The sequence below is a fragment of the Rhodovulum sp. genome, from assembly GCF_011048875.1.
Classification (GTDB): Bacteria; Pseudomonadota; Alphaproteobacteria; order Rhodobacterales; family Rhodobacteraceae; genus Rhodovulum; species Rhodovulum tesquicola.
The window spans coordinates 1-11768 of record NZ_DSDD01000255.1; the positions used below are offsets into that span (position 1 = coordinate 1).

An 11768-nucleotide genomic window follows, 5' to 3' on the forward strand; every position below is an offset into this window, starting at 1 on the left:
AAGGCCGCGATCCGCGCCGCCAAGAAGGCGCTGATCCCCGAAGCCTATGTCAAGCGCGTGCTCGATTATGCCCGGCAGGGCTATTCGTCGATCGAGTTCCCGACCTACGACACCGACTGGGATAGCGAGGCCTATGCGACCGTCTCGGGGCAGAACTCGAACAACTCGGTCCGCGTCACCGACGCCTTCCTGCGCGCGGTCAGGGAAAATGCCGACTGGGACCTGATCCGGCGCACCGACGGCAAGGTCGCCAAGACCGTCAAGGCCCGCGAGCTGTGGAACCAGATCGGCCATGCGGCCTGGTCCTGCGCCGATCCGGGAATCCAGTTCCACGACACGATCAACGCCTGGCACACCTGCCCGGCCGATGGCGCGATCCGGGCCTCGAACCCGTGCTCGGAATACATGTTCCTCGACGACACGGCCTGCAACCTCGCGTCGATGAACCTCTTGACCTTCTACCGCGACGGCGCGTTCCAGGCCGAGGATTATGTCCACGCCACGCGGCTGTGGACGCTGACGCTGGAAATCAGCGTGATGATGGCGCAGTTCCCGTCGAAGGAAATCGCGCAGCTCAGCTACGACTTCCGCACGCTGGGCCTTGGCTATGCCAATATCGGCGGGCTCCTGATGAACATGGGGCTGGGCTATGACAGCGACGAGGGCCGCGCGCTTTGCGGTGCGCTGACCGCGATCCTGACCGGCATCGCCTATGCCACCTCGGCCGAGATCGCGGGCGAACTCGGGCCCTTTCCGGGCCACGCCCGCAACGCCGAGCACATGCTGCGCGTCATCCGCAACCACCGCCGCGCGGCGCACGGCGCGACCGAAGGCTACGAGGGTCTGGCCGTCCGCCCCATGCCGCTGGACCACGCTCATTGCCCCGACCGGCGGCTGGTGGATCTCGCCATGGGCGCCTGGGACGAGGCGCTGGCGCTGGGCGAAAAGCACGGTTTCCGCAACGCGCAGGTCAGCGTGATCGCGCCCACCGGAACGATCGGGCTGGTGATGGATTGCGACACCACCGGCATCGAGCCCGACTTCGCGCTGGTCAAATTCAAGAAGCTCGCCGGCGGCGGCTACTTCAAGATCATCAACCAATCGGTTCCGGCGGCGCTGGAAATACTGGGCTACGGGCCTGCCCAGATCGAGGAGATCGTGGCCTACGCCGTGGGTCACGGCAGCTTGGGCAACTGCCCCGGCATCAACCACACCGCGCTGATCGGCCATGGCTTCGGCCGGGCGGAACTGGACAAGATCGAGGCCGCGCTGCCTTCGGCTTTCGACATCCGCTTCGTCTTCAACCAGTGGACCCTGGGCGAGGCGTTCTGCAAGGACGTGCTCGGCATCCCCGAGGCCAAGCTGACCGATCCCACCTTCGACCTGCTGCGCCATCTGGGCTTCTCGAAGGCCGAGATCGAGGCCGCGAACGACCATGTCTGCGGAACCATGACGCTGGAAGGCGCGCCGCATCTGGACCCGGCGCATTACCACGTCTTCGACTGCGCCAATCCCTGCGGCAAGAAAGGCAGGCGCTTCCTGTCGGTCAACAGCCATATCCACATGATGGCGGCGGCGCAAAGCTTCATCTCGGGCGCGATTTCCAAGACGATCAACATGCCCAACGACGCGACCATCGAGGATTGCCTGTCGGCCTATGAACTGTCGTGGTCGCTGGGGGTGAAGGCCAACGCGCTGTACCGCGACGGCTCGAAGCTCAGCCAGCCGCTAGCCGCCTCCCTTGTCGAGGACGACGAGGAGGGCGAGGAGATCCTCGCCACCGGCACGCCGCAGGAAAAGGCCCAGGTCATCGCCGAGAAGATCGTCGAGAAGGTGATCGTGAAGGAGGCCGTCCGCTCGAACCGCGAAAAGCTGCCCGAACGGCGCAAGGGCTACACGCAAAAGGCCATCGTCGGCGGCCACAAGGTCTATCTGCGCACCGGCGAATACGCGGACGGGTCCTTGGGCGAGATCTTCATCGACATGCACAAGGAAGGCGCGGGCTTCCGCGCGATGATGAACAACTTCGCCATCGCGGTCTCGGTCGGCCTGCAATACGGCGTGCCGCTCGAGGAATTCGTCGAGGCCTTCACCTTCACCCGGTTCGAACCGGCCGGCATCGTGCAGGGCAACGACTCGATCAAGAACGCGACCTCGATCCTCGACTACATCTTCCGGGAACTGGCGGTGAGTTACCTTGACCGGACCGACCTCGCCCATGTCAAACCTACGGGCGCGGCCTTCGACGATCTGGGCGGCGGTGATGCCGAAGGCAAGCCCAACGTGGCGCCGGTGTCCGAAAGCGCGGTCTCGAAGTCGCTGGAGGTGCTGAAGCAGATCAGCTCGACCGGCTACCTGCGCAAGCGCCTGCCTCAGGAACTGGTCGTGCTGCAAGGCGGCATGGCGGCCACGGCGCTGGCTGGCGGGGCAGCCCCCCTGGCGGCGCTGCAGACGATGGCGGTGCCCGAGACCGGCGCCGCCACCGCCACGGCCGTCGCCGCGCTCGACCCCCGCACCAAGGCCCGCATGCAGGGCTACGAGGGCGACCCCTGCGGCGAATGCGGCAACTACACGCTGGTCCGCAACGGCACCTGCATGAAGTGCAACACCTGCGGCGCGACGAGCGGATGCAGTTGAGTAAAGGGGGGGCGCAGTGCCTTGTGCCGCGCCCCCCAGATAATCGGTGCAGCATGTAGTGGATGAGCGCAACCTGCGTCTTGAACGCATCACCCTGGCTGGAGCGGATGTCCGCAAGTTGGCGTCGTGAAAAGTGGCTAGGCTGGATATCCGGCCGAGCACGATCCGTTGCCGATGCCCAGTTCAAAAAATCCTGGTGGTCCGGGCCGCTATTCCACCGTTACCGATTTCGCGAGGTTCCGCGGCTGGTCCACGTCGGTGCCCTTGGCCACCGCCGTGTGATAGGCCAGAAGCTGGGCGGGCAGCGCATAGAGGATCGGCGCGAATGACTCGGGCACCTCGGGCATCACCAGCGTCTGCCAGACGCCGTGCCCCGCCTCGGCCGCGCCGCGCGCATCGGTCACCAGCAGTACCTTGCCGCCGCGGGCCATCACCTCCTGCATGTTCGACACGGTCTTGTCGAACAGCCGGTCATGGGGGGCCATCACGATCACCGGCACGGTCTTGTCCACCAGCGCGATTGGGCCGTGCTTCAACTCGCCGCTCGCATAGCCCTCGGCGTGGATATAGCTGATTTCCTTGAGCTTCAGCGCGCCCTCAAGGGCCAGCGGATACATCGCGCCGCGGCCCAGGAACAGGACGTCGGTCGCCTCGGCCAGATGCCGGGCGATGGTCTTGACCCGCGGTTCGGTAGCGAGCGCAGCGTTCAGCCGGCCGGGCATCGAGCGCAGATCCTCCAGATGCCGGCCGAACGACGCCGCGTCCAGCACCCCGCGCTGGCGCGCGGCCTCGAGCGCGATGAGCGCGAGGACGGCCAGCTGGCAGGTAAAGCCCTTGGTCGAGGCCACCGAGATCTCGGCGCCTGCAAGGATCGGCAGGGCAAGATCGCTTTCGCGTGCGATCGAGCTTTCAGCGACATTGACGACCGAGACGATGCGCTGGGCCTTGCCGGCACAATAGCGCAGCGCGGCCAGCGTGTCGGCGGTTTCGCCCGACTGACTGACGAACACGGCCAGCGTGCCCTCGGGGATCGGCGGGTCGCGATAGCGGAATTCCGATGCGATATCGACATCGACGGGCAGGCCCGCCAGTTGCTCGATCCAGTATTTCGTCGTCATGCAGGCCAGATAGGCGGTGCCGCAGGCGACCATCGTCAGGCGGCTGACGCGGGTGAAGTCGATGCCGCCGCCTGGCAGGACGATCTCGCCGCTTTCGCCGATGTAATGGCGCAGCGCGTTGCCTATCACGCTGGGCTGCTCGGCGATCTCCTTGGCCATGAAATGCTTGTAGCCGGCCTTTTCCACCCGGGTCGCGCCGATCTCGATGGTGCGGATCTCGCGGTTCGCGGGGCGGCCCTGATCGTCGAAGAACTGGGCGCCCGCGCGGGTGACGATAGCGCGGTCGCCCTCCTCCAGGTAGGTGATCCGGTGCGTCAGCGGCGCCAGCGCGATGGCGTCCGAGCCCACGAACATCTCGCCCTCGCCATGGCCCACGGCCAGCGGGCTGCCCTTGCGGGCGGCGATCATCAGGTCGTCCTCGCCCTCGAACAGGAACAAGAGCGCGAACGCCCCTTCGAGCCGTTCAAGCGTGCGTTCGGCCGCCTCGCGCGGGGCAAGCCCCTGATCGAGGAAGACCTGCGCCAGATGCGCGACCGTCTCGGTGTCGGTGTCGCTTTCGAAGCCTGCGCCCTGCGCCACCAGTTCATCGCGCAGCGTGCGGAAATTCTCGATGATGCCGTTATGGACAACCGCGACCCGACGCGCGCGGTGAGGATGGGCGTTGGCGACCGTGGGCGCGCCATGGGTGGCCCAGCGGGTGTGCCCGATGCCCGACTTGCCCGCCAGCGGATCATGCACCAGCAGGTCCGACAGGCTCACCAGCTTGCCCACCGCGCGGCGGCGGTCCAGCTTGCCCGCGTTGACCGTGGCAATGCCCGCGCTGTCATAGCCGCGGTATTCCAGGCGTCTCAGCGCCTCGACGAGGATGGGGGCGACTTCGTGATCGCCCAGAATGCCGACAATTCCGCACATGAGTTCAATTCCCTTTGCGCCGGGCCTTTTCGGCCCGCAATCTTTCAAACAGTTTCGCCGCCAACCCCGGCTTGTTGTCCTGCCGCGCCCGACCCAGCGCCAATGCGCCATCCGGCACGTTCGAGGTGATGACCGATCCGCTGGCGGTCATCGCGCCTTCGCCGATGCGGACCGGGGCCACCAGCATCGTGTCGGAACCGATGAAGGCGTGCGCGCCGATCTCGGTATGGTGCTTGAAGACGCCATCGTAATTGCAGGTGACGGTGCCCGCGCCGATATTGGCCTTTGCGCCGACGGTCGCATCGCCGATGTAACTCAGGTGGTTGATCTTGGCGCCCTCGGCCACCAGCGCGTTCTTGACCTCGACGAAATTGCCGACGCGCACGTCTTCGGACAGTTCCGCGCCCGGGCGCAGCCGGGCAAAGGGGCCGACGACCGTGCCGCGGCTGACGTGACACCCCTCCAGATGGCTGAACGCGCGGATATGGGCGCCGGATTCGACGGTGACGCCGGGGCCGAAGATCACGTTGGGCTCGATCAGGGCATCGCGGCCGATCGCGGTGTCATGGGCGAAGAACACGGTTTCCGGCGCGATCAGCGTGACGCCGTTTTCCAGCGCCTCGGTGCGAGCGCGGGACTGGAACGCCGCCTCGGCGCGGGCCAGATCGGTGCGGGAATTGACGCCGAGCGTCTCGGCCTCGTCACAGACCACGACGCCCGCCGAAAGGCCCCGCGCGCGGGCCAGTCCGACGATGTCGGTCAGGTAGTATTCGCCTGCGGCATTGTCGTTGCCGACCGCATCGATCAACTCGAACAACAGCGCGCAATCCGCTGCGATCACGCCGGAATTGCACAGCCCTATGGCCTGTTCCTCCGGGGTTGCGTCCTTGAATTCCACGATCCGGTCCAGCGCGTCGCCCGCCATGACCAGCCGCCCGTACCGGCCCGGATCGGCCGGTTCGAAGCCCAGCACGACAACCGCATGGCGCGCGCGCGCCTCGGCCATCGCCTCAAGCGTTTCGGGCCGGATGAAGGGGGTGTCGCCGTAAAGCACGATGGCATCGCCCGTTACCCCGTCCAGCGCCGCGCGCGCCTGTGCTACCGCATGCGCGGTGCCCAGTTGTTCGTGCTGCACGACGACCGCAACATCGGGGTCGATTTCCAGCGCCGCAGCGCGCACCGCGTCGGCGCCATGGCCCGCCACGATCACCATGCGGTCGGGGGCAAGTGCGGCACCGGCGGCAATGGCATGCGCGATCAGCGGCGCGCCCGCCACCTCGTGCAGCACCTTGGGGCGGTCGGACTGCATCCGCGTGCCCTGGCCCGCGGCCAGGATGATCAGGGCTGTCGGCATGGGGCCTGTGCTCTTTCCTTTTGGTCGCATCCCTTTTATCGCAGATGCGTGGGCGCGCAACCGTCGCCCGGATCACTTGGCGTTTCGCTCTGTTTCAGGGCGCGCAACGGGCAGCGAGGGCACATGCGCACGGTCATCTTCGATCTCGACGGCACGCTGGCCGACACCAGCCGCGACCTGATCGACGCGGCGAATGCCTGTTTCGAGGATGTGGGGCTGGGCCTGCCGCTTGACCCCGTGCAGGACGCCACGACCGCCTTTCTGGGCGGGAGGGCGATGCTGCGGCTGGCGTTCCAGCGGCTGGGCGTGGCCGCGCCCGAGGCAGAGGTCGAGGCGCAGTTTCCCGTCTTCCTGGCCCATTACGCGCAGAACCTTGACCGGCATACGCGGATCTATCCCGGCGCCGTCGATGCGGTCGAGCGGCTGCGCAGCGCGGGCTACCGCGTGGGCATCTGCACCAACAAGCCCGAGGCGCTGGCCGAGGAACTGCTGGCGCGGCTGGGGGTGCGGGGCCTGTTCGGCTCGCTGGTGGGCGCCGACACTCTGCCCATGCGCAAGCCCGATCCCGCGCCTTACCGGGCCGCGGTCGAACGGGCGGGCGGCGTGGTGCCGCTGTCGATCCTGATTGGCGACAGTGCGACCGACCGCAACACCGCGCGCGCCGCCGGCGTGCCCTGCGTGCTGGTGACCTTCGGCCCGGCCGCGGCCGAGATGCCCGCGCTGGAGCCCGAGGCGCTGTTGGCCGATTACGCCGAGCTGTTCGACCTGGCCGGGCGGCTGATCCCGCAGGCGGTGCCATGACCGACCGGTTCGCCGGCAGCTTCACCCAGCAGGAGCCGATCCCCGACGAGGCGATCGCGGCGGCCGTTGCGGTGATGCGGCATGGGCGGCTGCATCGCTACAACCTTGCCCCCGGCGAGGCGGGCGAGGTGGCGGCGCTTGAGCAGGACTTCGCGGCCCTCACCGGGGCGCGCTACTGTCTTGCGGTCGCCTCGGGCGGCTATGCGCTGGCCTGCGCGCTGCGGGCGTTGCAGGTCGAACCGGGCGAGGGGGTGCTGACCAATGCCTTCACGCTGGCCCCGGTGCCAGGTGCGATTGCCAGCCTTGGCGCAAGGCCGGTCTTCGTCGAGACAACCGAGGCGCTGACCATCGACCTTGTCCATCTGGAACGGCGGATCGAGGAAACCGACGCGCGGGTGCTGATGCTGTCCCACATGCGCGGGCATGTCGGCGACATGGGCGCGTTGATGGCGCTTTGCGATGGTGCCGGGGTCGCGGTAATCGAGGATTGCGCGCATACGATGGGGGCCGACTGGGCGGGCGTGCCATCCGGGCGGCATGGGGTGATGGGCTGCTATTCGACCCAGACCTACAAGCACATCAATTCGGGCGAGGGCGGGCTGATCGTCACCGACGATGCGGAACTTGCCGCCCGCGCGGTGCTGTTGTCGGGCAGCTACATGCATTTCGACCGCCACGGCGCCGCGCCCCCCGCCGAGGCGTTTGCCCGGCTTCTGGGCGAGGTGCCGAATGTCTCGGGCCGGATGGACAACCTGCGCGCCGCGATCCTGCGCCCGCAACTGGCCCGCCTGCCCGAACAGGTGGCGCGCTGGAACGGGCTTTACCGGGTGATCGAGGCGGGGCTGGCGGGCGTGCCGGGGCTTGCGCTGATCGCGCGGCCGCCCGAGGAGGGGTTCGTCGGCTCGTCCTTCCAGTTCCGCCTGCCGGACTGGCCCGCGCCCCGGATCGAGGCGTTCCTGGCCCGCTGTGCCGCCCGGGGGGTCGAGCTGAAATGGTTCGGGGCCGCGCGCCCGCAGGGCTTCACCTCGCGCTATGCCCATTGGACCTGGGCCGACCCGGACCCGCTGCCACGGACCGACCGGGTGCTGGCCGGGCTTATCGACATGCGCCTGCCGCTGACCTTTTCGGAAGAGGACTGCGCCCTGATCGCGCGCATCATCCGCTCCGAGGCAGGTGCAATCTGAACAGACCGCGAGGCCCGGGGCAGGGCACTGGACCTTCTGGCCCACATGCGGCATATGTCGCATAGCACCACGCGGAGGATCCCATGGGCGTGATCGACGACCTTCTGAAATATGTCACCTGGTGGAACGCCGAAACGCTCGGCACGCGCCTGTTCACCGCCCGCCACGGCCAGAAGGTCGGCGAGGACGCACAGGGCAATGTCTTTTACCAGTCAAGGGACGGCACGCGTCGCTGGGTGATCTATAATGGCGAAGTCGAGGCCAGCCGCATCGCGCCGGACTGGCATGGCTGGCTGCACCACACCTATGCCGAGGCCCCGACCGAGAAGCCGCTTCCGCACAAGTCCTGGGAAAAGCCGCATCAGGAGAATCTGACCGGCACGCCGCTGGCCTATGCCCCGCCGGGGTCGATCCGCAGGCCCGAGCCCGTCCCGCGGCGGGATTACGAGGCGTGGCAACCCGAATAGCACCATGGCCGAGAATACCACGACAGAGGTGATCACGGGCGGCGCGGTGATGGCGCTGGCGGTGGGGTTCTTCCTGTACGCCACCCAATCCACCGGCATCGGCGGCGCCACGGGCAGCTATGAGCTGACGGCAAGCTTCCGTTCGGTCGAGGGGGTCAATGTCGGCACCGATGTTCGGCTGGCCGGCGTCAAGGTGGGCACCGTCACCGCGCTGGAGCTGAACCCCCAGACCTTTCGCGCCGATGCCCGCTTCACCATGAAGAAGGGGATCGAACTGCCCGATGACAGCGCGGTTCTGGTTTCGACCGAGGGGCTTCTGGGCGGCACCTTTGTCGAGATCATCCCCGGCGGTTCGCCCTTCAACCTGTCGCCAGGCGACGAGATGCTGGAAACCCAGGGCGCGGTCAGCCTGATCTCTCTGCTGATGAAGGTCTTTACCGCAACCGCCGACGAGACGGGTCGATGACTGGCCGACTGGCTCTTGTCTTCGTGCTGCTTGCCACGCCTCTGGCGGCGCAGCAGGAACCCGTCTGGGATCCAGACAGCTGGACGACCGAGGGCTGGTCGGTCGGTCCGCTCGACGACCTGCCGCCGGGCGAGACGATGCTGAACGAGCAGTTGCAGGGCGAGCCACTGCCGACGATCGAGCAGGAAGACCCGCTTGTGATGCTGCCGGTCGCGCCCGACCCGCAGGCCGATCCGGCGATCCGGACCGAAACCGCACAGGCGGGCGCGGTGCTGCGCGGGCTTGACCGGGTGTCGGGCGAGGTGGTCGATCTGGAGCTTGCGCCGGGGCAGGGCGCGCGGGTGGGGCGGTTGCAGGTGATGCTGCGCGAATGCCGTTATCCGGCGGACAACCCGGCCTCTGACGCCTTCGCACTGATCGAGATTGCCGACGAGACGGGGGGCGCGCGGCTGTTCTCGGGCTGGATGCTGGCGTCAAGCCCGGCGCTTAACCCGCTGGACCATGCCCGCTACGATGTCTGGGTTCTGCGCTGCAAGAGCGCCTGACCCGAGGCGGGCGTCCGGGGGGCGGTGAAATCCGCCTGCCGGGCCAGTGCCGCCCCAAGCTGCCGCATATAGGCGTCGCGGCCGATCTCGATGGCGCCGAGGCTTTGCAGATGCGGCGTCAGGAATTGCGCGTCGAACAGCCGGAAGCCGCCCGCGCGCAGCCGGTCCACCAGATAGGCCAGCGCGATCTTTGACGCATCCGTGCGGCGCGAGAACATGCTTTCGCCGAAGAAGGCCGCGCCCAGCGTCACGCCATAGACTCCGCCGACCAGCGTGTCGCCCTCCCAGACTTCCAGCGAATGGGCGTGCCCCATCGCGTGCAGCTCGCGGTACAGCGCAAAGATCGTGTCGTTGATCCAGGTCTCGTCGCGGTCCGCGCAGCCCGCAACGACGCCTGCGAAATCGGTGTCGATGCGGATCATGAAGGGATCGCGGCGGATATGCCGGGCGAGGCTCTTCGAGATGTGAAAGCCGTCGAGCGGAAAGATCCCGCGCCGCCGCGGCCGGACCCAGAAGACCTCCGGATCCTTGCGCGACTCCGCCATGGGAAAGATGCCCGCAGCATAGGCGTTCAGCAGAACCCGGGGCGTCAGTCTGTCGGCCGTCATTCCCTCGATCCCGGCGGGCCGGAGCGCGAGTCCGTCAGAGATCCGGCCCGGCCTCCAGCCAGCGTTCCAGCCAGTGGATGTTGTAATTGCCCTTCTGGATGTCAGGCTCCAGCAAGAGCGAGCGGAACAGCGGTGCCGTGGTGTCCACGCCATCCACGATCAACTCGCCCAGCGCCCGGTCAAGCCGCGCCAGCGCCTCGCCCCGGTCACGGCCATGCACGATCAGCTTGCCGATCAGGCTGTCGTAATAGGGCGGGATCGAATAGCCGTCGTAAAGCGCGGAATCCATCCGCACACCCAGACCGCCGGGCGCGTGATAGGCGGTGATCCGGCCGGGGCAGGGGGCGAAGGTCGGCAGCCGCTCGGCATTGATCCGCACCTCGATCGCGTGCCCGTTCAGCTCCAGATCATCCTGGTCGAAGGACAAGGGCCGCCCCTCCGCCACGCGGATCTGTTCGCGCACGAGATCCACGCCAAAGATCGCCTCGGTCACGGGATGTTCGACCTGCAAGCGGGTGTTCATCTCGATGAAGTAGAATTCGCCGTCCTCATAAAGGAACTCGATCGTGCCCGCGCCGCGATAGTTGATGCGCGCCACCGCGTCGGCACAGATCTTGCCGATTCGCGCCCGCGTCTCGGCGTCGATCGCGGGGCCGGGCGCCTCCTCCAGAACCTTCTGGTGCCGTCGCTGCAGCGAACAGTCCCGCTCGCCCAGATGCACCGCGCGGCCCTGTCCGTCGCCGAAGACCTGGATCTCGATGTGGCGGGGCTTTTGCAGGTATTTCTCGATATAGACCTCGTCATTGCCGAAGGCGGCCTTGGCCTCGGCCCGCGCGGTCTGGAAGGCGCGTTCCAGATCGTCGGCGGTTCTGGCCAGCTTCATGCCCCGCCCGCCGCCGCCCGCGGTCGCCTTGACGATGACCGGATAGCCCATGTCGCCGACAAGTTTCCGGGCGGTCTCGACATCCGGCACCCCGCCATCCGAGCCCGGCACGCAGGGAACCCCCAGCGCCTTCATGGTTTCCTTGGCGGTGATTTTGTCGCCCATCATGCGGATGTGCTCGGCCGAGGGGCCGATGAAGGTCAGGCCGTGATCCTCGACGATCTGCACGAAGCGTGCGTTCTCGGACAGGAAGCCATAGCCCGGGTGGATCGCCTGGGCGCCCGTGATCTCGCAGGCCGAGATTATGGACGGGATCGACAGATAGCTTTCGGTGCCCGGCGGCGGGCCGATGCAGACGCTTTCATCGGCCATTCGCACATGCATCGCATCGGCATCGGCGGTCGAATGCACCGCGACGGACCGGATGCCCATCTCGCGGCAGGCGCGGATCACGCGGAGCGCGATCTCGCCGCGGTTCGCGATCAGGATCTTGTCGAACATGCGCCGCCCGCCCTATTCGAGGATCATCAGCGGTGCGCCATATTCCACCGGGGCACCATCCTCGATCAGGATGCGCTTGACGGTGCCGGAGCGCGGCGCCGGGATGTGGTTCATCGTCTTCATCGCCTCGATGATCAGCAGCGTCTGGCCTTCGCTGACCGTGTCTCCGACCTTGACGAAGGCATCCGAGCCAGGTTCGGGTTGCAGATAGGCAGTGCCGACCATGGGGGAAGTCACCGCGCCGGGATGCTGGGCGGGGTCGTCCACGGGGGCGGTGGCGGGCGCGCTGGCC

Annotated in this window: 11 protein-coding genes; 6 read left to right on the forward strand and 5 right to left on the reverse strand. The window is 67.3% G+C overall.

Annotated elements, in window-relative coordinates:
• Window positions 1–2637 (forward strand): vitamin B12-dependent ribonucleotide reductase (locus ENN83_RS08995; protein WP_287186097.1); only part of this gene is annotated, 2637 nt, incomplete at its 5' end.
• A gap of 209 nt (window positions 2638–2846) precedes the next feature.
• On the opposite strand, the gene glmS is transcribed toward ENN83_RS08995, so the two are convergent.
• The gene (gene glmS, locus ENN83_RS09000; RefSeq protein ID WP_287186099.1) at window positions 2847–4667 is read right to left on the reverse strand and encodes a glutamine--fructose-6-phosphate transaminase (isomerizing); all 1821 of its coding nucleotides are present in this window, start codon (window positions 4665–4667) and stop codon (window positions 2847–2849) included.
• Window positions 4668–4671: 4 nt separating this feature from the next.
• The gene (gene glmU / locus ENN83_RS09005) at window positions 4672–6021 is read right to left on the reverse strand and encodes a bifunctional UDP-N-acetylglucosamine diphosphorylase/glucosamine-1-phosphate N-acetyltransferase GlmU (RefSeq protein ID WP_287186101.1); all 1350 of its coding nucleotides are present in this window, start codon (window positions 6019–6021) and stop codon (window positions 4672–4674) included.
• Between the two features lie 123 nt (window positions 6022–6144).
• On the opposite strand from glmU, the gene ENN83_RS09010 reads away from it, so the two are divergent.
• From ENN83_RS09010 to ENN83_RS09030, 5 genes are all read left to right on the forward strand, one after another.
• On the forward strand, window positions 6145–6822 hold the full coding sequence (locus ENN83_RS09010) for an HAD-IA family hydrolase (protein WP_287186102.1): 678 nt from the start codon (window positions 6145–6147) through the stop codon (window positions 6820–6822).
• The gene (locus ENN83_RS09015; RefSeq protein ID WP_287186103.1) at window positions 6819–8006 is read left to right on the forward strand and encodes a DegT/DnrJ/EryC1/StrS family aminotransferase; all 1188 of its coding nucleotides are present in this window, start codon (window positions 6819–6821) and stop codon (window positions 8004–8006) included. The genes ENN83_RS09010 and ENN83_RS09015 overlap by 4 nt, the downstream gene beginning before the upstream one ends.
• Window positions 8007–8089: 83 nt before the next feature.
• A complete protein-coding gene (locus ENN83_RS09020; RefSeq protein WP_287186105.1) occupies window positions 8090–8473 on the forward strand; it encodes an NADH:ubiquinone oxidoreductase subunit NDUFA12 in 384 nt (127 codons plus the stop codon).
• Window positions 8474–8477: 4 nt separating this feature from the next.
• Window positions 8478–8939: an outer membrane lipid asymmetry maintenance protein MlaD gene (mlaD, locus tag ENN83_RS09025; RefSeq protein ID WP_287186107.1), complete on the forward strand. Its 462-nt coding sequence runs from the start codon at window positions 8478–8480 to the stop codon at window positions 8937–8939.
• Window positions 8936–9484: a DUF2155 domain-containing protein gene (locus tag ENN83_RS09030; protein ID WP_287186109.1), complete on the forward strand. Its 549-nt coding sequence runs from the start codon at window positions 8936–8938 to the stop codon at window positions 9482–9484. Before mlaD ends, ENN83_RS09030 begins: the two co-directional genes overlap by 4 nt.
• On the opposite strand, the gene aat is transcribed toward ENN83_RS09030, so the two are convergent.
• The 3 genes from aat to ENN83_RS09045 form a co-directional block, all read right to left on the reverse strand.
• On the reverse strand, window positions 9448–10092 hold the full coding sequence (gene aat, locus ENN83_RS09035) for a leucyl/phenylalanyl-tRNA--protein transferase (protein WP_287186110.1): 645 nt from the start codon (window positions 10090–10092) through the stop codon (window positions 9448–9450). The two genes, ENN83_RS09030 and aat, sit on opposite strands and share 37 nt — an antisense overlap.
• A 34-nt stretch (window positions 10093–10126) precedes the next feature.
• On the reverse strand, window positions 10127–11476 hold the full coding sequence (accC, locus tag ENN83_RS09040) for an acetyl-CoA carboxylase biotin carboxylase subunit (protein WP_287186111.1): 1350 nt from the start codon (window positions 11474–11476) through the stop codon (window positions 10127–10129).
• A gap of 12 nt (window positions 11477–11488) precedes the next feature.
• A partial coding sequence (locus ENN83_RS09045; protein WP_287186113.1) for an acetyl-CoA carboxylase biotin carboxyl carrier protein occupies window positions 11489–11768 on the reverse strand: 280 nt, incomplete at its 5' end.

Excerpts from the sequence above, each read along its gene's own strand:
- glmS (WP_287186099.1), bottom strand. The coding sequence starts at position 4,667 with ATGTGCGGAATTGTCGGCATTCTGGGCGATCACGAAGTCGCCCCCATC.
- mlaD (WP_287186107.1), top strand. The coding sequence starts at position 8,478 with ATGGCCGAGAATACCACGACAGAGGTGATCACGGGCGGCGCGGTGATG.
- ENN83_RS09010 (WP_287186102.1), top strand. The coding sequence starts at position 6,145 with ATGCGCACGGTCATCTTCGATCTCGACGGCACGCTGGCCGACACCAGC.
- ENN83_RS09030 (WP_287186109.1), top strand. The coding sequence starts at position 8,936 with ATGACTGGCCGACTGGCTCTTGTCTTCGTGCTGCTTGCCACGCCTCTG.
- glmU (WP_287186101.1), bottom strand. The coding sequence starts at position 6,021 with ATGCCGACAGCCCTGATCATCCTGGCCGCGGGCCAGGGCACGCGGATG.
- ENN83_RS09020 (WP_287186105.1), top strand. The coding sequence starts at position 8,090 with ATGGGCGTGATCGACGACCTTCTGAAATATGTCACCTGGTGGAACGCC.
- ENN83_RS09015 (WP_287186103.1), top strand. The coding sequence starts at position 6,819 with ATGACCGACCGGTTCGCCGGCAGCTTCACCCAGCAGGAGCCGATCCCC.
- accC (WP_287186111.1), bottom strand. The coding sequence starts at position 11,476 with ATGTTCGACAAGATCCTGATCGCGAACCGCGGCGAGATCGCGCTCCGC.
- aat (WP_287186110.1), bottom strand. The coding sequence starts at position 10,092 with ATGACGGCCGACAGACTGACGCCCCGGGTTCTGCTGAACGCCTATGCT.